Below are 23,721 nucleotides of genomic sequence, written 5' to 3' on the forward strand. Positions count from 1 at the left end.
GTATTGTACAATACGCGAGCGGGGACGCTCGCACTACAATAAAAAAAATGCTTTTTACAAAACTGAGATGCTCCCGGAAATTGGGGGAATGTGCGATTATTCTGGTGCCCCACAAGCACCAGAATAATTGCTGTTTTTTTTTGATAAATTTTTCGGAATTCGTGCTGCCTAATTTTGTTTTCTAACTTTGGTGGAAATTACCAATTATGAATTATTAATTACTAATTATCAGTTATCAGAAAAGATCGATCGCCAAAAAACTGTTAACTTTCCTTACAATTTCGAGAACAGCGTGCAGTCTCGATGATACGATGCCGTAAAAATCCTTTGGATATATCTATGGCCGAACAACTTACTGGACAACCCCCAATCTTCGGCGGCAGCACAGGCGGCTTGCTGACCAAGGCGCTAGTTGAAGAGAAGTACGCTATCACTTGGACTAGCCCCAAGGAGCAGGTGTTTGAAATGCCTACGGGTGGCGCTGCGATTATGCGTCAAGGCGACAACTTGCTGCATCTGCCCCGGAAGGAGCAGTGCATCGCTTTGGGCGGCCAGCAACTGCGGGCTAAATTCAAAATCACCAACTACAAAATTTACCGCGTGTTTCCAGACGGTACTACTGAGTACCTGCATCCCAAGGATGGCGTGTTCCCTGAGAAGGTGAACGAAGGTCGTCCCTACAACGGTAAGATTGACCGCAATATTGGCAGCAATCCAAATCCGGCTACGCTCAAGTTCACAGGTAAGAAGACTTTCGATCCTTAGACAATGAGTTCATGGCTGAGCAAAACATAGGTAATATTTCCTGTAAGGCTCAGCTTGTAAACTTGTTTTTGCAGTAGTATTCGGGCGCGGGAGGCTAAGCCCGCAGCGCCAGAATACTACTGCAAACTTCAAATCTTATTAAAAATTAATAATTAAATTAAGAATGAATCTCGTAATCAGGCGATCGACTCATCAGGATATTGATGTTTGCGCCCGCATTAATTATGAAGCTTTTAAATGTATTTCCGATCGCCATCAATTCCCTACAGATTTTCCGACGCTGGAGTTTTCCACTGAAATTATTGGTCTTCTGATCGAAAGTCCGGTATTTTTTGGCATAGTAGCCGAGAACTCCGGTGCGGTTGTCGGCTGCGGGTTTATGGACGAACGCAACCCGATTCGCGGTATCGGGCCCGTCAGTGTCGATCGAACTTTTCAAGGCCGCGGCGCGGGACGCGAAATCATGAAAGCTTTGCTGGAACGCGGACAGGACGCTGTGGGCATCCGTTTGGTTCAGGAATCTTTTAATATGGCGTCGCTGTCGCTGTACGCTTCTTTGGGTTTTGAGGTGAAGGAACCTTTCGTGTTAATGGAAGGGAAGTTTCGCAGCCAGCCTCCGCATGGGTTTGAGGTGCGGCCGCTGGCTAGTGAGGATGTTGGTGAATGTGCCGCTTTGTGCGAAAAACTGTGCGGGTGCGATCGAACTTGGGAGATTGAAGACGCCCTGAATTTGTTTTCTCCTTGGGTTGCTTGCAAAGAAGGTCGGATTGTGGCTTATACTTGTGCGGTGTCGGCTTTGAGCCACAGCGTCGCAGAAACTGAAGCCGATATGCAGGCTTTACTGTTGGGGGCTGCTGCGTCGAACTCCGAAGCACAGGTTTCTTTTCACTTGCCGGTGCGTTACGCAAGTTTGTTTCGCTGGTGCTTGCAAGAGGGGCTGCGCGCCCTCAAGCCGATGGCGGTGATGGCAGTTGGCGAGTATCAGTCGCCGGAGGGATGTTGCTTTCCGTCTTTTGTCTATTGATCCCAAGACGGTTAGGACGCTTTTAATCGCTGAAATCCTAGGATTGCATTTTCCTTCTTCCTGACATCCGTTACATCCGTTACATCCGTTACAGAATCCGTTGCCGAACTTCCTTATTCCTTCTGATATATATGATATTCCCCGATTTCTCACAATTTTCGGAACTGGCGAAACAAGGCAATTTTGTACCCGTGTATCAAGAATGGGTTGCTGATTTGGATACGCCGGTGTCTGCGTGGTATCGGGTTTGTGCGGGTCAACCTTACAGTTTTCTGCTGGAGTCGGTGGAAGGTGGGGAAAAACTTGGGCGTTATAGTTTCTTAGGGTGCGATCCGTTGTGGATTTTGGAGGCAAGGGGATCTCGCACAACTCAAGTTTACCGCGACGGTTCCGAAAAAGTATTTACGGGCGATCCGTTTGTAGCTTTAACTGAATGTTTGGAGTCTTATCAACCGGTGAAATTGCCGCAGTTACCGGCGGGAATTGGCGGGCTATTCGGTTTTTGGGGTTACGAGTTAATTAAGTGGATAGAACCGCGAGTTCCCGTGCATCCAGCAAGCGAGAATGATTTGCCGGATGGATTGTGGATGCAGGTGGATAATTTGCTGATTTTCGACCAGGTGAAGCGGAAAATTTGGGCCGTCGCCTATGCGGATTTGCGCGAGGTTGGCGTTGATTTGGCCGATGCTTATCAGCAAGCGTGCGATCGCGTTGGCAAGTTAGTTGAGAAGCTGCAATCGCCGCTTTCCCGGCAATCTACTCTCATAGAATGGACACCTCCCAGTCACGGGCAAGATGCCCGTTCCACAAGAGATAAGGACGGGCAAGATGCCCGTTCCACAAGAGATAAGGACGGGCAAGATGCCCGTTCCACAACGGGAAATACAGAATTGGCTTACACTAGCAATATTACCCGTGAAAAGTATTGTGCCAATGTCTTAAAAGCTAAGGATTATATCAAAGCCGGAGATATTTTTCAAGTAGTTATTTCGCAGCGACTAGAGGCTGAATACAGTGGCGATTCTTTTGCACTTTACCGTTCTTTGCGTCTCATAAATCCTTCTCCGTACATGGCTTATTTTCATTTCAGAGATTGGCAGATTATCGGTTCGAGTCCCGAAATTATGGTGAAGGCGGAAAACACTGCTGATGGCAAAAAGATAGCAACTTTGCGGCCAATCGCCGGCACTCGCCGCCGGGGTAAAACTCCTCAAGAAGATGATGCTTTGGCTGCTGAATTGCTGCAAGATCCGAAAGAAATTGCGGAACACGTTATGTTAGTTGATTTGGGCAGGAACGATTTAGGCAGAGTTTGCCGAAACGGTACTGTAAAAGTTGACGAATTAATGGAAATTGAGCGTTATTCTCACGTCATGCACATTGTGAGCAATGTGGTGGGAGAATTGGCCCAGGATAAGACAGCTTGGGATTTGTTGAAAGCGGGTTTTCCTGCGGGTACGGTTAGCGGTGCTCCGAAGATTCGGGCGATGGAGATTGTGCACGAGTTGGAAGGTTGTCGCCGGGGGCCGTATTCTGGGGTTTACGGGTATTATGATTTTGAGGGGCAGTTGAATAGTGCGATCGCAATTCGGACTATGGTTGTTCGTTCTCAAGGAGGCGATAAACATTCGGTTTCTGTGCAAGCAGGTGCTGGTTTGGTGGCTGATTCTAACCCGGATATGGAGTACGAAGAAACGCTCAATAAAGCCAGGGGAATGTTGGAGGCAATTCGCTGTTTGAAGTAGCTCGCACCGACGGTTGAAACCGCGTTTACACACAAAACGCACTCCAAACGGGTTGAAGAGTCGATCGCATAACAAAATGTATAATAAAAAGATGGATTGAAACCAGGCTAAAAAAATGAAAGTAACACAGGCTACAGCATTGGTAAAATACGTTGCTGATGCAAATGGGAATAAAACTGATGTGCTTGTCCCGCTAGAAGTTTGGGAGGCTTTGCTAGCTTCTTGGAAAGAAATGATCGATAGATTGGAAGATCGAGAAGATATTGGGATTTTCCAAGAGTGGATGCAACAGCGGGATGCCGGTCAGGTGGAAACTATTTCTTTGGAAGATTTGGAGCAGGAATTGATCGCAGATGGCCTTGTATAGAGTTGAAGTAATTAGCTCGGCACGTCTAGAAATTCGCGCTCTACCGGGTAATATGCGACAGCGAGTGCTCGGACTTCTGAAAGCACTATCCTCACAACCCCGACCCGACAGCACCAAGCAGATGGATACATTAAACTTGGGTGGTGAATTGCCTTCAAGTATCGGGCTATATCGCATTAGGGTAGAATCTTGGCGAGTTGTGTATGTAGTGGAAGAAGATTTACAGTTACTGACTGTGTTAACTGTTAGAAAACGGCCTCCTTATCAGTATGAAAATTTGCGTCAATTGTTGTCGGAAGCGATCGCGAATGAGGGTGAATGATCGTCTAAATTGGCGGTTTCAACCGCGCCTGCACAAACACTGACGCGCACAAAAAGGGTTGAAGACACCCCCCCGCTAAGTCCCTCTAATCCCAGGAAATGCAGGCTGCCCGATGTAAAATATCACTTGTCGATCGACTTTTACCCGAAACATAATTATGAATTTTTATATAGTTGACGTGTTTGCCGAGTCAAAATATGCTGGCAACCAGCTAGCTGTATTTTGCGGTGCAGGAGTTGCCGAACTATCTGAAGCCCAAATGCTACAGATAGCCAGAGAAATTAATTATTCAGAAACTACGTTTATTCGATCGCCCGATCCGCGAGATGGCGGCTATGACGTGCGGATATTCACGCCCAAGAAGGAATTGCCCTTTGCGGGTCATCCGACTTTGGGCACTGCGTTTGTGTTGCAGCAAGAGATTATTCGCGAAAAGGTCGATCGAGTAATTCTCAATCTAGCCGTCGGTCAAATTCCAGTTACTTTTAATTATCACAATGAATCGGCAGATATTTTGTGGATGCGACAAAACCCGCCTAGTTTTGGTCAAGTTTTATCAGCCGAAAGTCTGGCAAATGTCCTGAATTTAGAACCAGATGAAATTGATGCAAACTTCCCAATTCAAGAAGTTTCGACCGGAGTGCCGTTTATAATTGTCCCATTAAAAACTCTCGCATCGCTCAAAAAAGCTCAAGTCAACTTAGATAAATACTTTGAGCTAGTTGATACAATGGAAGCAAAAGAAATTTTGATATTTTGCCCAGAAACCTACAGCGACCTTAATGATTTAAGCGTGCGAGTTTTTGCCCATTCATTAGGAATTCCAGAAGATCCGGCGACTGGCAGTGCTAACGGCTGTTTGGCTGGATATTTGGTAGAATACGCTTATTATGGGGAAACAAAGATTGATGTCAGAGTAGAGCAGGGTTATGAAATCGATCGACCTTCTTTGCTGTTGTTACAAGCCGCCCAAAATGAAGGGGAAATAGCAGTTTTGGTTGGTGGTAAGGTGGTGATGGTTGCTAAGGGAGAATTTGTGTAGAATATTTAATGGGAAATTTTTAACCGCAGATACACGCAGATATACGCAGATATGTACAGCTAGATTTATTACAATTTTGCTAATAGCGATCGCAGCACTTTGTCTGGTTCTCGCCGTCGCAGCGCGGGAAAACCAGCCATCTGCGGCCTGAAGCAATTCTGTCTGAGTTTAAACAAAGCGCTTTTTTCGGAAAATTTGCAATTGAGTGCGATCGATCTCAACGACTACTGGCCGCCGTTTGTTGAGGACGATCGCATTGTGTCTGTTTACCAAAAGCAACTGAGCCAATACTACCACCAGGGCTCGTCTTTTCTGAAACTTGCCTTCAAAACGCGCCATTCGGACGATCGCCTCTTCGAGTTTATAACAACAGTTGTTGCCTTTGGGGGAAATCACAAAAATCGTTCCCGGTATGTAATCCCCTTCATTTGCCCAGAAAGCATACCTTTCGCCTAAAGTAAAGTAGTGAAAAACATTCTTAGCCGTAGAAGTTTTAGCTAACTTTTCCGAAACGCCCAAAGAATTAAAAATTACAGTGGATCGAATATAATCCGGGTATTTTGCGGCTATTTGCTGAGCAACTTTGCCGCCCAAACTTTCTCCGATGACATCCGGCGGATTCCCGCTGTGAAATTGCTGCTTTATCCAATCAATAGCACCCACAGTTTGCGCCGATTTTAACTGGCGTTCTAGTTTTGCCATAAATACATCGGGCGTATCTTCCAAAACGCGCTCGAAAGGATACCAAGAACCGTAGCCACGAATCACTAAAACAGGTGGGTTATTGCCAGAAATGGGAACGCGACTTTCAGCATAAAAACCCGTGCGAGAGTCTTCAAACACTTTTTCTATGATATAATTTCCCTCAATAACTTGCCCTTCCCCGTGCCGAATGTAAATTGAAGGATTATTGGGTTTAAAAGTATCGTGCAGTTGGGGTTTGGCAAACTTTTCATACAGAGAGTCTAGCAAGTGCCTCCCCGTTTTGCCATCGACAAAATCTGATTTTGTTATTTTCATCCCAAATCTCATTTTTAACTGCTTGTGGGGGGAAAACCCGGTATTTTTGCAAAATACCTTTACCCAGATTTGGTAGGGGCGGGTTCACCAACCATATCTAACGATGACCGACAATCTAGATAAACCCGCCCCCCACCACCGATAACCTAGGTCAACCAGAAATTTGCATCGCATCGAAAAATGTACATGATGATTTATGGTTCGGTTTGGGCGGGTTTTCGAGATTGTTTGTTTCAGGCAATTATTGTTGGTAAAACCCGCCCCTACAAGCACCCGGTACATGATGATTTATGCTTGGGTTGGGGCGGGTTTTATAGATTGTCAATTATTAGGAAATATTGTATCTGAAACCCGCCCCTAGCAAATCACTTTTACAAAACTCGCAACGTGCTAGCAACACTATCGACTGCTTCCATCGCGCGAATTTCATCGAGTGCTTGTTGAAAATTCCCTTCCCTAACATCGTGAGTCACGACAACAATTTCTGCTAAATCGCCGTGAATTCCCGTCTGCACAACAGATTCTAAACTAACTTTGTGATTGCCGAAACAAGTGCCGAGTTGGCCAATTACTCCCGGAGTATCGCGCGTCAGGAAACGGGCGTAAAAGCGAGTAACAAGTTCCTGCATCGGAGCAATTTTGCAGTAGTGTTGGTGACTGCAACTCAGCAAAGGATGGGGAATCGGAACAGTTTCGGTTTTCAGGATGGCCGCGACATTCATGATGTCGGATACTACGGCGCTAGCTGTTGGGCCTGCACCGGCGCCGCGCCCGTACAGCATCAATTGCCCGATCGGCTCTCCTTCGACTAAAATTGCATTGTAAACCCCGTTAACACTCGCCAGCGGATGAGTTTTCGGCACAAAAGTAGGATGCACTCGAATTGACAGCAGTTCGCTTTCTCCCTCCGCTTGCTTGCCATTGTAGGGGGTTGTTTCTTGAGCAATAGCCAACAATTTGATCGCAAATCCCAGCTTGTCGGCGTAGTCAATATCCGCCGCACTAACTTTTCTGATACCTTCGCAGTGAACATCTGCTAATTTGATGCGTCCGCCAAAAGCTAGCGAGGCTAAAATAGCAATTTTATCGGCAGCATCTAATCCATCTACATCTGCTGTGGGGTCAGCTTCAGCATAACCTAATTGCTGAGCGTCGGCGAGCACTTCAGCAAAGTCTGCACCTTCTGTTTGCATCCGCGTCAGGATGTAATTAGTTGTGCCGTTGACGATGCCGGTGACAGTTTGAATGCGGTTTGCACCTAAAGATTGTTTGAGGCTTTGAATGACTGGAATGCCGCCGCCGACAGCAGCTTCTAGCATTACGTAAACGCCTTTTTTGTTGGCGGCCTCGAAGATTTCATTCCCGTAGCGGGCGATAACTGCTTTGTTGGCAGTGACGACGTGCTTGCCGCTGGCAATAGCTTGCAGAATGAGCGATCGCGCTGGTTCCAATCCGCCAATCAGTTCTACTACAATATCAATTTCCGGGTCAGTTGCGATCGCTTCTAGGTCAGTTGTCAGCACATTTTCTGGCAATTGTAAAGACCGAGTTCGAGAAATATCGCGCACTCCCACCCGATAGATTTCCAATTCCTGCAACAGCGGATGGCGGCCATCTGGGGAGAGCAAAATCTCTGCTGTTCCCGCGCCAACTGTACCCAAACCTAACAAACCAATTTTGAAAGCCACGACTTTGACCCGTAGAAACTCAATTAACCTACAATCATTGTATGCTAATCAAGCAATTTGTCATTTAAGTAAGCTCAATATCCAGATCCCCGACTTCTTTAATAAGTCGGGGATCTAATTTGAGATGACAATTCACAGTTCTGAATCCATGTCTACCCCCATTTCTCGGAGTCGCTGGGCCAATCTTTCGGCCCGCTGGCGTTCTGCATTAACTTGCTGTTCTAGCTGCTGATTTTGCTGTTCTAGTTCCTGATTTTGCTGTTCTAGCTGCTGTCGCTGTGCTTCTTCTTCTCGAATTAAATCTTCTACTAGCGGCGGACATAGCACTTGATTCACCGATAGAATAAATTCAGCGAACTGTACAGACTGAACTTGCTGTCCCGGCAAAAATTCCTGCTGAGAGTAACTACCTTCATTTTCGGGACGGCTACACACTCGTATTTTTAGTAAATTGGGGTCTACAATCCAATATTCAGGAATATCAATCAAGTCATATTCTGCCCGTTTACGGATGTAGTCGTCCCGCCAATTTTGACTGGTAACTTCGATAACTAACAGCGGTTTTTCTTCAAATTCCAGCACTGCAGAACCAGGTTGCGCGCCGACTTGTTCCCACAGACTCTGAGTGCAAATCACCACATCAGGAACCCGACAAGAGTTTTCCTCAGTTCGGACGGCGGCAGTCACAATTGCAACTATCGGTAGGTTGTGTGCTGCAAAGAAGCGCCGGAACTGATAAACTAAAAATTCACAAATTTTGATATGTATTGCTGTAGGTGTTGGCATTTCAATCAGATTGCCCCGATATAATTCATAACAAACACCTGATTCTCCCTGATAGTTCAGATATTCTTCAAAGGTGAGTTTTTGGGTAGAAGTTATAACCATGTCAGTTATCTCCCTTTTTCGGTGAGCTTACTGTATATTTTACACTTGTATTGGGTGAACCAGCCCCTCCAGCCTCAAAACTGTTTCAAAAATTGTAGGGCGAGCCCAGCCCACCCTACAAATCAGATTAAATCAGGTAACACATTAATAAGTTTCAACGTGCCAACGGTGCTCTTTCTTCAACTGTTTCTGATAGCCAGCCCAGTCAACACCGTGCTTGCCAGCCGCCGCCGACATTCCCTCATCAATTCCGCCTTCCATACCCTTCAAACCGCAGATATAAGTGTGAGTATTTGGCTTTTGAACCAATTCCCACAATTGGTCTGCGTTCTCTTGAATCCGGTTTTGAATGTACATCTTGCCGCCGTCAACATTCTTTTGCTCGCGGCTGATGGCATAAGTCAAGCGGAAATTATCGGGGAACTCGCGCTGCAATTGCTCCAACTCTTCCTTATAAAGAATGTTGGGAGTGTAAGCAACTCCAAAGAACAACCAAGCTAAACCTCTGAATTTGTAATCGGGGTTGTTTTCTTTAAACATCCGCCACAAATAAGCCCGGAAAGGAGCAATACCTGTACCGGTACCCATCATAATAATGGTGGCTTCTTCGTCGTCGGGCAACAGCATTTCCTTGCCTACGGGGCCGGTGATTTTGACATCATCCCCCGGTTGCAAACCGGTGAGAAAAGTTGAACAAACGCCGAACACTTGTTCGCCAGTCTCTGGGCTTTTGTACTCTAGGCGGCGCACGCACAGCGAGACTGTTTTGTCGTCGAGGTGGTCGCCGTGACGGGTGGAGGCGATCGAGTAAAGCCGAATTTTGTGAGGTTTGCCGTTTTTATCCGTGCCATCAGGAATAATCCCGATACTTTGACCTTCGAGATAGTGCAAATTGCCTCCAGAAATGTCGAAGGTGACGTGGCGAACTGTGCCGTCGCCGCCTTCTCTGACTAATTCTTCTGTAGAAATGCACTTACCAATATAGGGATTGGCCGGTTTGTAGAGGTTAACAGGAACCTGAACTTTTTCCTTGGCTTGAGTCATGGGCTTAGTTTCTTCTCCAGATTTCTGACTCTGTAGCCCTGCTTCTGGTGCGACTTTGCCATTTGTTTCGGGAGCGCTGTTTGAGGGGCGGATGCTGACAATTCTTCCACCCATCCGAGCAATCCGGCGCATTTCCTGATTCATGCGATCGTAGGGCACGGAGATAAATACGCTGCCGCTACGGCGAATCGGGTTACTTAGTTGGTCAGTTGCTTGGCTCTGACGCATACCCTCCACTTCGTAAACAAAGATGCGGCTGCCTGATTCTGAGTTGGCCGCCACACCAGATATGCTTGGGCTGTACATTTGTTGCTTGTCCTTCACGATACAGAGTTATAAAGAAAGAGAATGTGACGTTAGACTCAATTTACTTTTTTCTTAAGGCCATCGGGACTAATTGGCCCTGCCAATTTTTGGGCCTCGCCACGCCGGCGGGAGTGTTGAAGTTGCGATCGCTCGCGTATCACATCCCTACTAGCCGAACGCCGCGCTCACCGAGCCCGCTTTGCGTTCGGCTGTTGACCTATAGCTATTGTTGTCTGCGTACTGCCAATATTTTACCCGATCGGGGGATCTGCCCCGATAAGTCATTGTGATTGCCGATCGGTGATGGAGTGTGGCATCGGGCAACAAATAGCTCCTATTGACCGAAAGCAGCCAGGTACAAGATCCTGGATTTATGACTCCCAGGCTGACTGACGGGTCAATTCTACAATCTAAAATCTAAAATCTAAAATCTAAAATCTATCGACGTTGAGCTTGTAGTGGGCGATCGCATTCTGGTAAGATCAACTACTAAAGTTAGTGTTAATAGATATGACGATCTTAGGCCCCAAGCAATCCCAAATGCCTTGTGCGATGGGATAGGGAGCTGCGTAGTTCAGCCCAGGCGGGTCAATCCGCTCGAAGTAAAAAAGAAAGGGGAGGGATTCACGCCTCCCATGTCATACATAAATGACTATACTTTTACAAGCTATTAATTACTTGCCTTGAAGATTGCTTGGGTCTGCCCGGGCAGGCAGTCAACTCACTGCTGTATGCTGGTGAGAACTCGATCGTCTCGGGGTAGCAAAGCAGCGCAAAGCCTGCTTGCCGCTACCTGCGGGCTGAAATTTTGTGGAATCTAGACTTGAGTTAGTTAGTAAACAGTGATTTTGTTAGAGGGAAACTATGACAAGTAAGCCGGATCGCGTGGTTTTAATTGGCGTTGCCGGAGATTCCGGATGCGGAAAATCTACTTTTTTACGCCGATTGACAGATTTGTTCGGGGAAGATTTCGTTACTGTAATCTGCCTTGACGACTATCACAGTCTCGATCGCAAGCAGCGCAAGGAAACAGGAATTACAGCCCTTGACCCCAGAGCCAACAATTTTGACCTGATGGCTGAGCAAATGAAGGCGCTCAAAGAAGGTCACGCGATCGACAAGCCGATTTACAACCACGAAACCGGTATGATCGACCCCCCCGAAAGGGTAGAGCCGAATCACGTGATTGTGATTGAGGGGCTGCATCCCCTGTACGACGAGCGAGTTCGATCGCTCATCGACTTCAGCGTCTACCTCGACATCAGCGACGAGGTAAAAATTGCTTGGAAAATCCAGCGCGACATGGCGGAACGGGGCCACCGTTACGAAGACGTGCTGTTTGCGATCAATGCTCGCAAACCGGATTTTACCGCCTACATCGACCCGCAAAAGCAATATGCTGATGTGGTAATTCAAGTGTTGCCGACCAACTTGATCAAAGATGACAAAGAGCGGAAGGTTCTGCGCGTGCAGATGATCCAGCGCGAAGGCATCGCCAATTTTGAGCCTGCGTATTTGTTTGACGAAGGTTCAACAATTAACTGGGTTCCTTGCGGCCGCAAGCTGACTTGTTCCTATCCCGGAATTAAGATGTACTACGGGCCCGATGCTTTCTACGGTCACGAAGTCTCGATTTTGGAAGTAGATGGTCAATTCGAGAATCTCGAAGAAGTTATTTACATCGAAAGCCATTTGAGCAAGACTTCTACGAAGTATGAAGGCGAGTTAACTCACCTGTTGCTCCAGCACCGCGAATATCCCGGTTCCAACAATGGAACCGGTTTGTTCCAAGTGTTAGTGGGATTGAAAATGCGGGCGACTTACGAGAAGTTGACCGCAAAAGAAGCGAAAGTGGCTATGAGTGTTTAGAACGCAGACATGAAAGATTTGAGAGGCGCAATTGCGCCTCTTTTTTTTTGTGGATGAAATGAACAATCTTTATTATTTAGTCAGCTTGAAGTGGACTCAGTAGATTGAGCTGGCTGTGTATTCTGCTCCCTTGACTGTTTCTCATCAGGTTTTTGGATTTGCTTGAGATGAATCTCATTCACCCGATCGATAAAATTTTCTATTGCCATTTTTGCCTTTTGTTGGAGTTGGGTTTCGTCGGCTATATCGTAGCAACGATAAGCTGGTGTCACTCCTAAGATAAATTTCTCCTGTTCGGCTTCTAATAATTCAACAGTTGTGTTAGCCGAAATCCAATTCTCCTGAAACGGAAAGGAAGTAACTATACTGGCAACTATCGAGGCAATAGCTGGACAAAGTACAGGCAACCATTTAAGCCAAGCTTGACCGGCTTCCAATTTATCTACCAAAACTAAAATCGGTGTAACTCCAGATAAAATAACAGTTGCCAATTGGAAAGTGTAGTAAATATTTCTAGCAGTTTCTCGCGTTTTTTTATAGTCTTCTATCAAATCCCGACAATAGATTAAAGCTTTTTCCCTTGCACGATTTATTGGTTGATTATCCACAGAATTATTCAAATTCAATAAAGCGGTATACAATTCAGCTTTTTGTCCGACCTCTAACTGATTAGCTATCTGCTTATAGTTCTGAAACAATTGTTTATTGGTGAAAAACAGAAAAATAAAGACAGAAAGAGAAACAGCTATACAAATAAAGATCGATTGATTGTCTCGAAAAACAAAGCTAAGGAGGCAGACACAAACAAAAGCAGCCAGGGATAAATACTGACTAATCTGTAGGAAAGATAACATTTGTGGACTTGATGAATAGGAGAATTTTTCAACAAAACTGGAAACATCAGCCGGATTTTTTCGCTCAGAAGTAGTGATTTCAGAAGTATTCATTGTCTTGTAGTAAATTTGGCTATCGGATACAAGTTTAGCATATTAGACATCTCCAATAACTCTTGTGGGGCAGGCCTCTTGCCTATTTTTCACAGGCTTTTCTGGAGAGGTCTAATACACTCAGTGCAAGTATTATTGAGTATTCATTGCAACTGCTTATAGTTGGAGCCGGCGCTGGGATCTAACCAACCAGGTTGCCATTCCTTGTAAGTAAGCCACCCCTTACCTTCAACATTCACCTCAAGGCGCAACCACGCTACCTGCCACGCTGGCGCGACATCCCATAAATATTTTTCTAGCCTAAGTTCGATAGGAATCATATATATATTCTCTACTCTTAAATTCCCATCATTTGTATCAAAAGGGCCGTAAGTATCTGTCTGATTGGCTTCAAAATCGTTGTATAACGGCTTGTCTAGCTCCCACCACTGTCCATTATTCAGCCTAAAGTAAACGTTGGAATCAGTGCCAGCACCCGATTCTCCGCCTGTGCGGATAGTCACTTTAACTTGGCTGATTTTGGCATTGCGATCTAGAGTATGTTGACCACTGAACCATTTGACCACTATCGGACTTGACCATGTTAATGTCGGATCTGGATTAGGAGATTTGGGCAACTTTTGGCAAATAAAAGCGATTATTTGCATACCCTCAATCTGGATTGAATTGGAACCAGATACGGTAGCATCCTGTAGAGATAACGGTCCAAAATCTCTCAGCTTACCAGATTGAATGTTCCCCAGAAGTTGTCCTGAAGCAGACTGCGTATCAATTTTCAAGTTGCGAACAAATATGATCGAAGTTGCATAGGCAGGTAAGCTTCCCTGTGGTCGTTCCCCACCATCGGAAAGTAGCTCTCGATTATCCGACCATTGCCAAAATCGACTTTTGAAAAGGCTTGGATTCATCCAAGGGCGCAGTATTTCCACTCGAGTCAATTCCACTTCCAGACGCGATACAGTAATATCTAAACCTGGATTAATTCCTGTATTCTCGGAACTGACTTGCTCGATATCTCTAGAGTCTAATACCAGTCGCATCCATTGATTTTCACCGCCAGACCTGTAAAAATTTGTTGGGTAGAAGTCTGTTTTATAAAATTCTTGATTTGTCAGCAAATCCGTGAGGTTGGACTTTTGAAATTTGTCTTTAAACTTCCCCCAGAAAAGCATCGGGCTACGTCCCGTTAGTTGATCGATCGTACTGTATGCTTGCTCAACTTTATTTTTGTACCCTTGAATTACCCAATCACTGTAAGCAGTATCGACCTCACGCTGGTATTGCAATTCATTCCAGTCTGCTGAATTTTGTGCCGTGAGTTTCATATTGTTGTAACGCAAAACAGCTAGGTCGTATGCCGACTGATATTGCTGATAAACTACCTCTTTTTCCTTAACAAAATTCTGAGCCTGATCGAGTTGCTTAATTTCCTCTGATGTGGATTGATTGCTGGCCAATGTGGCTTGGCTCAGGATCTTTTCGTACTCGTCCGACAGCATAGTGCCATCTGAGTGCCAGTTCGTGCTTATACTGGGGATATTGTTGACCAGACGGGAAAAGTTTGCACAGGCATTGAGAGCCTGAGCAGGACTGTTACCCGCTTCGTTATTTTTGTCTCTGAAATCCAATTCCCTTGCTGACATTGGCAATCCAGGAATGGTAAAGGCAAGGAAAGTCGGATCTTTCTGAACACCCGTAGAAGGAGTCTGACTAAATAGACTCTCAATCTTTTTTATCAGTGCTATTACAGCTTGATTAGTCATTGAATTACCTCGGGTCAAATTTGGTCGATAAGATTAAACAAAATTAAGTTGACATCCTATTTGTCATTGCAGTTGGGAATAGTTTTTGTCATTTGTTGACTCTAACCATGCAGGATGCCATTGTTTGTAAGCAGTCCACCCTAGCCCCTCTACATTAACTTCCAATCGGAACCACTCTATCTGCCAAGCCCATAAGCGAACGATGGTGTCTGGCTTAAATTCAATGGGAATCACAGATAAATTTTCAACTGTTAAGTTAGGACTTTCAAAAGGTTCGTACATAGCCGTGTTACCATTTTCAGAAGTATTAAACGTAGGATGATTTAGAATGCACCAATCTCCATTATTTATTCTGAACTCAACAGGAGCATTAATCCTAATATCCACATTATTAATCCTAAAGCAAATATTGGCATCAGTGCCAGCGACGAATTCTTTTCCCGTGCCGACGGTCACTTTAACTTGAGTAATTTTGGCTTGAGGATCTAGCCTGTATTCACCGCCAAGCCAGTTCACTGTGATGGAGTTGGGTGCAGGAGTTGGTGTAGGAGTCGGTGCAGGAGTTGGTGTAGGAGTCGGTGCAGGAGTTGGTGTAGGAGTCGGTACAGAAGTTGGTGTAGGAGTCGGTGCAGGAGTTTGCCATGCTAAACTTGGGTCGGGATTGGGGGACTTTGGCAGCTTTTGGCAAACAAAAGCTACGATCTGCATCGCATCAAACTGGAGTGAATTGGAACCCGATCTAGCAGCATTCTTTAGAGAAAACGGACCACAAAAAACAGAGTTACCCGCTTTTATAGCTTGCAAAACTCGTGCATTTTGTTCCGAGTCTGACTCTAACGTAATTCTCAAATTCCGAGCCAATATGATGTGCGTGGTATATGCAGGTAGGCTTCCATGAGGTGGCTGTTGACCATTAGAAAGTGGGTCTCTATTATCCGGCCATTTCCAAAATCTACTATCAAAAATACTTGGGTTCAGCCAAGGGCGCACGATCTCCACTCGAATCAAATCTACTGCCAGATTTGATATGGACAGATATTGTTCCTGAGTTTCGGTTGAAAAACCTTCAGAAGAGGACAATTCCTCGTCAGCATCGGTTCCCTTTGAACAGAGTGCCTCTATCTCTGTAGTGTTGATGGTCAGATGCTTCCAGTTTTTTTCAGCACCAAGCTTGTAAAACCCAGACGGAGAGAAATAATTGTAATAAAAGTCCTGATTTTCCAGATCTTTTAGATGAGAAAGATTGAACTCTTCCCTCCACTTCGCCCAGGCAAGCTGGGGGTTACGTCCCAAAATTTGGTTAATGACAGCGAATGCCCTCTCAACCTCATTCTTTAACCCCTTGAAAACCCAATTGTTGAGGTGAGTTGCGACCTGACGCTTGTCAACAGAAGCACTCAAAGCCCATTGTTGCACCACTATCGCGTCTGTTGAATTCTGTGCAGCGACTTGCCTGGATTTGTATTCCAACTCAGCTTGCAGGTGCGCTTTCTGATATCTCTTATAATTTTCTAAAGACTCAGAATCGGCTATAACGGTACGTGTCCCTAGTAGGTCGGTTATCTGTTTCTTTTGATATAAGAAATTCCATGCGTTCTGAAATGTTTTAGCCTCTTCTGTGGTGGGTTCACCGGAGGCTACCACCGCTTCTCTGAGGATAGTTTGGTATTGGTTCCACAGTAAGCGCCCATCGGACTGCCAATGACGGCTGACTTGGGGGATGGAGTTGACCAAATTAGCAAAGTTGGCTGCTGCTTTGATAGCCTGCTCGGCAGTGAGGTTTGACTGTTGAGTCGTGATTCCGAAGTCTAACTCCTGTGGTGACACTGGAAGTTCAGCAATGGAGAAAGCCAGAAAAGGTGCATCCTTAGCACCAATTGTTGAGTCTGGTTCACAAAATAGACTCTCAATCTTAGCCCTGAGTGCTGCTACTATTTTACTACTCATCGAAGTTCCCTTTTTTACTATGACGATGAATCAAAAGAGGCAAGGTTTCCTCCTGTTTTATTTTCGAGTTAAGTTTCTCTTCTACTGCCTTGGAACTAAGCGAAAGTTGCCTTTTCTGCACACTCCCGTCAGCCTACTTAAGCACTAAGCTAAATGTTAATCTTGTTTTTAGGCGAACTTGGAGTGTGCAGATTCAGATGAGTGAACCTTTGGGATGATTACACCCAGTCTTTAATTTGGGGGTTAGGATTGGGTGCTTTGGGAAGAAGGACACAGCGAAAACCAATGATCTGCATTCCCGGATTAAATAACCCTGATTCAGTAAGTTGAGAGTTAAATTTCCGCTCGTCAAACCCTCGCTTGTAACTGGCACTCAAGCTGAACGGACCGTAGGAAACGGTTGCAGAAGTATTGATCTTTTGGCTGTATGTACTTTCACTCTTATGCAACTCTGCGAAATCGGTCAGCAGGTCGCGAACAAAAATGATTGATGTTGGATACGCTACGAGATCACCATCGGGCGGTCTGTTTCCGTTAGAAAGAATTTGTCCAATCTTCGACTTCCAAGTGTTACTCTTGAAAAAATCTGGTTTGAACCAGGGACGGGAGATTGGCACCTCCACCAGTTGGCACTTCAGCTTGAAACCTTTAACATCTATACTGCTGTTGGTTGATGTGAACTCACCCTCAGCTGATGCACTGGCACGAAATAAGCCCCATCCTCCAGATACTGAAGTTCCAAAACCATTTGTCTCAGCTTTATCGTATTTTGATACATTTTCTTCATTAAATGAAAACTCTGGCCAAGCCTTGGTCGCAAAATTGCCTGGAAGCACGGTGGTCAAATAAAATGATCCGCCAGTAGCGGGGTTGTCCAAACGACTTTTTCCAGGTTGCAACAAGTCTAGATACTTTGCCTTGATGGATGTTAAATCCCGTAGCTGGGTCTGAGCGATATAGTTCTGAGCCTGCTCGATAATGTTCTTGAAACCTGTTGTATTCCAGACGTTGAGAGCCGTAGTAACCCGACGGCGATAGATGGATTCATTGAGCGCCCAATCTCGCACATCGTTTGCACTGTCACTATTTAATGCACTGATACGGGCTTTATTGTAGGAAATAAGAGCCTCATCATAGGCTTGCATTTTTTCATAGTAAGCCTTCATCATGGGGCTGTCTACTTCCACCTCTTTATAAGTAGGTTTGAAGTTATCGTCTACACCCGCTATCTGTTTTTCCACGACTGTCAGAAGCTGTTGAGCATTGTTGAGCTTTTCCTTCTCTGAGTCTGAAAGAGGATAGCTTGCCACTTGGCTCTGAGTCAAAACTGCTTCGTAAACATCCCACAGCAAGGTACCGTCTTGACTATAGGTTGTTTGTTGTTGCTCTTTATCATAAATCCCTGATGTATTGGGAATAAAGTTAACCAATCGGGCAAAGTCCTCGGCTTCGTTTAAAAACTCCCGGATTCTATCAGCGCTAGTTCCTCCAGTTCCTAAGCCACCCGTGCTGATGAATTCTAAATCTTGTGCGTCTATGGGAAGACCCGGAGCACACCAGCTAATAAAATCATTTCTGTTTGGAGCCGTTGAGTCCCCTGCGTTTAGCACTTGGTAAATTTTAGCCACGAGGCTTTTCATCAAATCGTCTTGTTTAGCCATTGGTAGTTCCTCAGAAAATTATTAGTTTTTTTTGACTAGCTATAACCTGTTGGTTACATAAATAAGACGATCTCCGAGGGCAATTTCTGAATTTTTTGAGTAAGAGGCTAGTTTTTTGCTAACTTGATACATCGCACGCAACCAGCCTCAAAGAACAAACTCTTTTGCACTATAAAAGGCGATCGCCCCACCCTTGTTGTCTTGTCTGTCTTACTCAAAGCCAAACCTTGCCTTCAATGCTTTATATGCCAAAATGCGCCTTCAATGCCTTATTATCAGTGGAACTGAACCATTCTGGCGGAGTCATATCCGCTGTTTGCAAATTAGGAATATATAACTGAAAAGCATCAGGCCACCCACCTAAAAATTCCGGGTAATATACACCGTCGTATAGCGTCTGATATTTCTCGTTTTTGGAGACTGGCTGCGGCGCATATTTACCCCAAAAAGCTTCTTTAGGATTCACCAGACTTGTCTCCATATAGTAAGTCAGTCGATTCCACTCAAGCGTCACTGCTGATCTGTCTCGAACATACGCCAAGAATAATTTACTTGCTGCTTCTGCATCTTTGAATACACCTTTTACCCCGCGTTTATCATCCTTGAATGGGTCACAATTAGACCACCAAGGAGTAATTGGAGTCGTAAAACGATGAATATTTGGATTTTTTGATGGCTTATAAGCAGTAAGCTTCCATAGTTTCATTCCTTTGGGCAGTGTTACTAATTCCGCTTTCTGGTCTAGGAAGGCTTTTCTGACTTCATCCTTCTGTTGATTCCATTCTAGTGGCATTTAAGACCTCGTTTTTTTAATTCAACAGAGCTGCTTTGGTTGGCTCTCTTACACTGTAAAGACGTTTCCCAAAGTCAATTTCTGAATTTTTTGAGTGAGAGGCTGTTTTTCCCCAAGAAATGACTTCACAAAACCATCCTCAAGCATGATATTAATGTTTTAAGTCGCAATCATTCATCTCTAGCTTAAGACAAAGGCGATCGCCATCCTTCCAAGATAAAGAAGGAGAGCGATCGCTAAATGTATTTGTGGAATGAGCTCGATCGATGCGTTAATACCGCATTATATTACACCCCGGGAACCAATTTGTTTATCAACAGTTTGGTAGTCCCTGCTGCTGATTTAGCTTCCTCTTTCAGAGCGGTTAACGGATCGGCTCCACCGAGTTTGTTCTTACCTTTTGAATCGCAGCTTGAACCGGAAAAATCGGCAATACTAGGGCAGACGTATTGTGATAAGGCTGCGATCGTGCGGCTGTTAGAACACAATGTACCATCAAACGAACGAACCGAAAAACTTCCACTCGCTACATTGGCCTTGCGACAAAAAGCCTCTTTGCCACCAGTTTTAACTGACGAATAAACTTGCTCTATCTGGTCGAGTACCCCCGCTTGAGCTGGAGTTGCTACCAAACCTAAACTGGTGCAGAGAACCAACAACAAAAGAACAACAATGCGACGGAATACAGATTGTACTGATTTCATAGTCCTACTTTCTCCTATTTGCTATTTAGGTGCGTTACGAGCTTTTTCGCGCTCATCTATCAAATAGACGATTGAAGAAGATTAATTGTGAATTATTCAGTAAGTCGGTATTTGGGTGCGCCCGATCGCCCACAGGATGAATCGTTATCGCCCCGGCTATTTGCATATCTTCATTGAGTAGCGCTCATCCATGCAAAGCCATTGCTTCCCATGACAAATCCCGCCTGCGCGCGATCGATACGCACGAGCGAACAAAGTGATGGCTAATAGACATCGCAAGAATTGCCAGTCAAGAACAGGCAAGATGCCTGTTCCACAATGATTATTGGAGAGATATAATGAAGAATATTCCCCTTGCTACTCACCTATTTTTCACATTAATTGAGTTAATAGCCTCCACTATCCATCCACACCCGCCAGCGCAGTTCAAAAAGCGACGGCATCTCCCGCACTTGGGAATATAGCTTGTCCAGTATCTCGACAGCAGGCGAAATTAGGCACCGCAGACGTAAACCTTGCTGTAAAGCATCGGCTTGGGTTATTGGGTGAGGCTCATTTGAGGAAGTTGCACTTTCCAGAAACGAACTTTCATCTTCATCCAATACCGATAGTGCTGCCTCAATCGGTGACTCACCAACAACACTTTCTACTTCCTCCACCGCAACGGAAAATGTCACAGTCTCGCTCGCGATCGCTTCAAATCCCGCATTTCCCTTAGACATTTCCCCAATTGCCGACACAGTTGGGATCGAGGTTGGCGTAACCGATAAATCCGATTCAGTTCCATACTCGCCGATAAAATATCCTCTCAACTCCTCTCGCAGAATTGCCCGCGCCTGCGAGATGCGCTTGCAGACATTCTGGTAGGAAATCTCTTGCTGTTGGGCAATCTCTTGATGAGGCAGTTCCTCATAAAAGTGTAGGATAAACGTCTCGCGCAGCCTGGTTGGCAAATTAGCGATCTCACGACGAATTACAATCCTTTTCTCAGCAGTCTCCATTGCACTTTCTGGCGTATCGTCAAAGGAAGCCAGTCCAAGTTCCTCTGGAATCGCTTCTATATTCTCAACTCTTTTCGCACCCCGACTGTGTTCTCGATGAATATCTATACAGAGGTTATGAGTCAGTCTTGTCAGCCAAGCCTTAAAATTAGCAATTTCTCCCTCATACTTTTGCACCTTTTCCCAAGCTTTAAGCATCGCCCGACTCATTGCATCTTCAGCATCAATCGGGTTCCCACCCATCCACTTGATGCAGCAACGGTAAAGATAATCTTGATACTGCTCCCATTGCTGCCAAAAGCCTTTCGCGAACTCTTGGGTGCTACCCTGCAAGGATGACGCACTAACAGATTGAGAGTTGAACATAACTTTTGAACCCATAACATACCTAATTTGTGCAAGATAAATGCTTTGAAAATTTGTCCCTTTTTATCTGCCAATTCCATCCAAATGCCAATAAAAAACCTGCCCAGTGCGTTAAGAAAAAGCACGAGCTACAACATCTACTCGAAAGAGACTTGACCCTGAACTAATATAAAAGCTGGCTTGTAATGAGATGCTTTCCCTCTAAAACTCGAAAAGTCTGCGGCAAGAAGGTTCACCCATGATGCCTGGGTGTTGGGAAACTACTTGCTTAGAAGATGCACTTGACCATAGCCACAATACTAAGAACAGACTATAAACCCGAGCTCGCGGCCGATTTATATAGTTGTGACACCCTCGATAACCGTCAATCCCTGAAGTTAAAAGCTTTTGAGTATGGAGTGTGATTTGAAGTTTGAATTGCAAGGCAATGTTGAATTCCTTTGCAATGATGCACCGTACAAGCATAACATCCTCTCAGTAAGGATGTCAAGGAGTCTGTCTATACTTAATTTAAGTAAGTCGGTGGAAAAAATCACAAGTATGTAACACTGGCAAAACCGCTAACAACCATTCCCGGAAAAATTAAACTTGTGTCGAAATTACCTAAACGTGCTATATTCAACCCCGTAAACCCTGAACTGCACTTTCAGGTATGCCAAATTCATCAACGAGTCAACTAAATGCTCCCTACTTTCAAGAAATTAGCTGCCATTGCCATCTTTTTTGTAGCCATAAAAGTTTTAGTTGACTCCCCGCATTTCAAAGACGTAAAAAGCTCGATCGCCCACCGAAACCAAGCAAGTGCCACCTCAGACACCGAAAGCCTGCGCCAAACAGCCGCAAACAAGCCCCCCGCAGCAGCTCAAACATCAGCCGATCGCAACTTTGATGTAGTAGTATATGGCGATGAAGTACCGGGGATATGTGCAGCTATCTGGGCAAAGAAAACCCTCGGTGCAAACGGAAAAGTAGCCGTAGTGCGATCGAACCATGAAAGCGCAGCTTTAGGTGGCTTACTCACTCGCGGCGGTTTAGCTTACATCGATTTAGATAAAATCCCCCATTGGTACCGCCAACCCTACGCCCAATGTTTTAAGGAATTCTTAGATAAAGCGAATGCGCGCGAATCTTGCTTAGACCCAAAAAGGGCAGATCAAGCTCTCAGACAAATGCTTTCAGCAGCAAAAGTCAGAGTTATTTCCAACTCAACTCTTACTCCCCACGTCGTAGATAAAAAAATTGAATATGCCGAAGTAAAAGGCAGCACCTTAAGAATTAAAGCCAACTCTTTTATTGACGTAACTCAAGACGCAGAATTGGCAAGAAAAGCAGGATTATCTTATTATACAGGATATGAATCTCAAAATATAAAATCAAAAAATGAAACTTTAGCAGTCTCTATAGTTCCGAGAATTACGGGTATAACAATGTCCGAATTCCGCAGCATAGAAGATGACATTCTCTACAATCGACCTTTGGTAAAAAAGATTAAAGAAAGCATTACAAAATCTAAAGATCCGGCTAGTACAAAATTCTGGATGAGGAATTTCTGGAGTACGATTTATCAGCCATATACAGACGGCTACGACATCAGAAGTGTAGCCATAGGAGCAGCGTATCACATAGACAGAAATCTGCCCTTTAGTCAAAATAAAGGATTCTTTTTCGATAAGGGCAATGTCTGCGTTTATAACAAAAATGTGCTCTCCTGGAACGGGTTTCTGTTTAAATACCAAGTTGACCAAATCATGAAGATGGAAGCTAACGGCAGAAAACCGACTCCTGAAATGATTAAAGAAATGTCACATCTCCAACACTGGCTACAAAAGAAGTCTGGTAAAGATGTGAGAGTATTTATTCCAGACGAGATTTATATCAGGCAAACTTTGAACGTTCGCGATGTGGTAGATCCGCTGACGGGGCAGGAGATTATCAAAGGGGGAACAGCAGCTTCCAAGTCGATCGGCAGTTTTTCCTACGATTTCGATATGCGGGGCGGAGTCAAGAATTTATCTGCGAGAATTCCGCCGCTACCAGTCTATAATTTCGGGATAGAAAGCGCTTTGGCTAGCAAAGTGAAGAATTTAGCCATTGTAGGGCGATCGTCCGGTTATGTCGGTATGGCTGTATCCGTCGGGCGAATTGCAACGGTGAATATTTATCAAGGACAAGGTGTGGGCGTGGCCGCTGGTTTGGCTAGCAAGTTCGGCGTGCCGCTGAATGCGATTACTTCGGCTGAAACGAAAAAAACTCTGGAGACTTTAACGGGGAAAACGACGTATTTGTCGGGGAGAGATACGAGTTATGGAGTTGATTACAAGGAGGTGAAATAATTAGAGATCTAGCTGTCGCCCGTGTTGCTGTACTATTTTAAACCCCGCCTACAAACTATAAATTTTTGTTTGAGTTTGAGAACAAAAAACGCAATTCCTGGAGTTTGATAACTGTTATTCATTGCG

General features: G+C 44.9%; 19 protein-coding genes. 8 read left to right on the forward strand and 11 right to left on the reverse strand.

Annotated features, from left to right (window positions below; genetic code table 11):
* Positions 1 to 339 precede the first annotated feature (339 nt).
* The 6 genes from QUB16_RS17310 (at position 340) to QUB16_RS17335 (ending at position 5,265) form a co-directional block, all read left to right on the forward strand.
* Positions 340 to 765 carry a photosystem I reaction center subunit II PsaD gene (locus QUB16_RS17310; RefSeq protein ID WP_333106609.1) on the forward strand — a complete coding sequence of 142 codons (426 nt, stop codon included), beginning with the start codon at positions 340 to 342 and terminating at the stop codon, positions 763 to 765.
* 163 nt (positions 766 to 928) lie between these two features.
* Entirely contained in the window at positions 929 to 1,789 is an 861-nt protein-coding gene (locus QUB16_RS17315; RefSeq protein ID WP_333317878.1) for a GNAT family N-acetyltransferase, read from the forward strand.
* A gap of 131 nt (positions 1,790 to 1,920) precedes the next feature.
* Entirely contained in the window at positions 1,921 to 3,534 is a 1,614-nt protein-coding gene (locus tag QUB16_RS17320) for an anthranilate synthase component I family protein (RefSeq protein WP_333317880.1), read from the forward strand.
* Positions 3,535 to 3,649: 115 nt separating this feature from the next.
* Complete coding sequence (locus tag QUB16_RS17325) at positions 3,650 to 3,901, forward strand: hypothetical protein (RefSeq protein ID WP_333317881.1); 252 nt, start codon at positions 3,650 to 3,652, stop codon at positions 3,899 to 3,901.
* Positions 3,888 to 4,223, forward strand: a complete 336-nt coding sequence (locus tag QUB16_RS17330; protein WP_333317884.1) for a type II toxin-antitoxin system RelE/ParE family toxin — start codon at positions 3,888 to 3,890, stop codon at positions 4,221 to 4,223. The genes QUB16_RS17325 and QUB16_RS17330 overlap by 14 nt, the downstream gene beginning before the upstream one ends.
* A 157-nt stretch (positions 4,224 to 4,380) precedes the next feature.
* Positions 4,381 to 5,265, forward strand: coding sequence for a PhzF family phenazine biosynthesis protein (locus QUB16_RS17335; RefSeq protein ID WP_333317886.1), 885 nt, complete (start codon positions 4,381 to 4,383; stop codon positions 5,263 to 5,265).
* Between the two features lie 168 nt (positions 5,266 to 5,433).
* On the opposite strand, the gene QUB16_RS17340 is transcribed toward QUB16_RS17335, so the two are convergent.
* The 4 genes from QUB16_RS17340 to petH all read right to left on the reverse strand — a co-directional run bounded on the left by QUB16_RS17340 (position 5,434) and on the right by petH (position 10,211).
* On the reverse strand, positions 5,434 to 6,285 hold the full coding sequence (locus QUB16_RS17340; protein ID WP_333317888.1) for a hypothetical protein: 852 nt from the start codon (positions 6,283 to 6,285) through the stop codon (positions 5,434 to 5,436).
* A gap of 371 nt (positions 6,286 to 6,656) precedes the next feature.
* Complete coding sequence (locus QUB16_RS17345) at positions 6,657 to 7,973, reverse strand: homoserine dehydrogenase (protein WP_333317890.1); 1,317 nt, start codon at positions 7,971 to 7,973, stop codon at positions 6,657 to 6,659.
* Between the two features lie 132 nt (positions 7,974 to 8,105).
* On the reverse strand, positions 8,106 to 8,861 hold the full coding sequence (locus tag QUB16_RS17350) for a Uma2 family endonuclease (RefSeq protein WP_333317892.1): 756 nt from the start codon (positions 8,859 to 8,861) through the stop codon (positions 8,106 to 8,108).
* Between the two features lie 144 nt (positions 8,862 to 9,005).
* Entirely contained in the window at positions 9,006 to 10,211 is a 1,206-nt protein-coding gene (gene petH / locus QUB16_RS17355) for a ferredoxin--NADP reductase (RefSeq protein ID WP_333317894.1), read from the reverse strand.
* Positions 10,212 to 11,075: 864 nt separating this feature from the next.
* On the opposite strand from petH, the gene QUB16_RS17360 reads away from it, so the two are divergent.
* Positions 11,076 to 12,080 carry a phosphoribulokinase gene (locus tag QUB16_RS17360; protein ID WP_190739441.1) on the forward strand — a complete coding sequence of 335 codons (1,005 nt, stop codon included), beginning with the start codon at positions 11,076 to 11,078 and terminating at the stop codon, positions 12,078 to 12,080.
* Positions 12,081 to 12,160: 80 nt separating this feature from the next.
* On the opposite strand, the gene QUB16_RS17365 is transcribed toward QUB16_RS17360, so the two are convergent.
* From QUB16_RS17365 to QUB16_RS17395, 7 genes are all read right to left on the reverse strand, one after another.
* The gene (locus QUB16_RS17365; RefSeq protein WP_333317896.1) at positions 12,161 to 13,027 is read right to left on the reverse strand and encodes a DUF4231 domain-containing protein; all 867 of its coding nucleotides are present in this window, start codon (positions 13,025 to 13,027) and stop codon (positions 12,161 to 12,163) included.
* A gap of 143 nt (positions 13,028 to 13,170) precedes the next feature.
* Positions 13,171 to 14,790 (reverse strand): PLAT/LH2 domain-containing protein, encoded by a 1,620-nt coding sequence (locus QUB16_RS17370; RefSeq protein WP_333317898.1) that lies wholly within the window; start codon positions 14,788 to 14,790, stop codon positions 13,171 to 13,173.
* A gap of 63 nt (positions 14,791 to 14,853) precedes the next feature.
* Positions 14,854 to 16,737, reverse strand: a complete 1,884-nt coding sequence (locus QUB16_RS17375; RefSeq protein WP_333317900.1) for a hypothetical protein — start codon at positions 16,735 to 16,737, stop codon at positions 14,854 to 14,856.
* Between the two features lie 218 nt (positions 16,738 to 16,955).
* On the reverse strand, positions 16,956 to 18,398 hold the full coding sequence (locus QUB16_RS17380) for a hypothetical protein (protein ID WP_333317902.1): 1,443 nt from the start codon (positions 18,396 to 18,398) through the stop codon (positions 16,956 to 16,958).
* Between the two features lie 241 nt (positions 18,399 to 18,639).
* Positions 18,640 to 19,191, reverse strand: a complete 552-nt coding sequence (locus QUB16_RS17385) for a hypothetical protein (RefSeq protein ID WP_333317904.1) — start codon at positions 19,189 to 19,191, stop codon at positions 18,640 to 18,642.
* A 287-nt stretch (positions 19,192 to 19,478) separates the two neighbouring features.
* Positions 19,479 to 19,895: a hypothetical protein gene (locus QUB16_RS17390; protein ID WP_333317906.1), complete on the reverse strand. Its 417-nt coding sequence runs from the start codon at positions 19,893 to 19,895 to the stop codon at positions 19,479 to 19,481.
* A 386-nt stretch (positions 19,896 to 20,281) separates the two neighbouring features.
* A complete protein-coding gene (locus QUB16_RS17395; RefSeq protein WP_333317907.1) occupies positions 20,282 to 21,262 on the reverse strand; it encodes a sigma-70 family RNA polymerase sigma factor in 981 nt (326 codons plus the stop codon).
* A gap of 680 nt (positions 21,263 to 21,942) precedes the next feature.
* Between QUB16_RS17395 and QUB16_RS17400 the strand changes: the two genes are divergently transcribed.
* Entirely contained in the window at positions 21,943 to 23,595 is a 1,653-nt protein-coding gene (locus QUB16_RS17400; protein WP_333317909.1) for an FAD-dependent oxidoreductase, read from the forward strand.
* Positions 23,596 to 23,721: the final 126 nt, after the last annotated feature.

Origin of the sequence: Microcoleus sp. D3_18a_C4, from assembly GCF_036702415.1 — a bacterium.
Classification (GTDB): Bacteria; Cyanobacteriota; Cyanobacteriia; order Cyanobacteriales; family Microcoleaceae; genus Microcoleus.

Coding starts and splice junctions, on each gene's coding strand:
- QUB16_RS17310 (WP_333106609.1), top strand. CDS start 340: ATGGCCGAACAACTTACTGGACAACCCCCAATCTTCGGCGGCAGCACA.
- QUB16_RS17315 (WP_333317878.1), top strand. CDS start 929: ATGAATCTCGTAATCAGGCGATCGACTCATCAGGATATTGATGTTTGC.
- QUB16_RS17320 (WP_333317880.1), top strand. CDS start 1,921: ATGATATTCCCCGATTTCTCACAATTTTCGGAACTGGCGAAACAAGGC.
- QUB16_RS17325 (WP_333317881.1), top strand. CDS start 3,650: ATGAAAGTAACACAGGCTACAGCATTGGTAAAATACGTTGCTGATGCA.
- QUB16_RS17330 (WP_333317884.1), top strand. CDS start 3,888: ATGGCCTTGTATAGAGTTGAAGTAATTAGCTCGGCACGTCTAGAAATT.
- QUB16_RS17335 (WP_333317886.1), top strand. CDS start 4,381: ATGAATTTTTATATAGTTGACGTGTTTGCCGAGTCAAAATATGCTGGC.
- QUB16_RS17340 (WP_333317888.1), bottom strand. CDS start 6,285: ATGAAAATAACAAAATCAGATTTTGTCGATGGCAAAACGGGGAGGCAC.
- QUB16_RS17350 (WP_333317892.1), bottom strand. CDS start 8,861: ATGGTTATAACTTCTACCCAAAAACTCACCTTTGAAGAATATCTGAAC.
- petH (WP_333317894.1), bottom strand. CDS start 10,211: ATGTACAGCCCAAGCATATCTGGTGTGGCGGCCAACTCAGAATCAGGC.
- QUB16_RS17360 (WP_190739441.1), top strand. CDS start 11,076: ATGACAAGTAAGCCGGATCGCGTGGTTTTAATTGGCGTTGCCGGAGAT.
- QUB16_RS17365 (WP_333317896.1), bottom strand. CDS start 13,027: ATGAATACTTCTGAAATCACTACTTCTGAGCGAAAAAATCCGGCTGAT.
- QUB16_RS17370 (WP_333317898.1), bottom strand. CDS start 14,790: ATGACTAATCAAGCTGTAATAGCACTGATAAAAAAGATTGAGAGTCTA.
- QUB16_RS17375 (WP_333317900.1), bottom strand. CDS start 16,737: ATGAGTAGTAAAATAGTAGCAGCACTCAGGGCTAAGATTGAGAGTCTA.
- QUB16_RS17380 (WP_333317902.1), bottom strand. CDS start 18,398: ATGGCTAAACAAGACGATTTGATGAAAAGCCTCGTGGCTAAAATTTAC.
- QUB16_RS17385 (WP_333317904.1), bottom strand. CDS start 19,191: ATGCCACTAGAATGGAATCAACAGAAGGATGAAGTCAGAAAAGCCTTC.
- QUB16_RS17390 (WP_333317906.1), bottom strand. CDS start 19,895: ATGAAATCAGTACAATCTGTATTCCGTCGCATTGTTGTTCTTTTGTTG.
- QUB16_RS17395 (WP_333317907.1), bottom strand. CDS start 21,262: ATGTTCAACTCTCAATCTGTTAGTGCGTCATCCTTGCAGGGTAGCACC.
- QUB16_RS17400 (WP_333317909.1), top strand. CDS start 21,943: ATGCTCCCTACTTTCAAGAAATTAGCTGCCATTGCCATCTTTTTTGTA.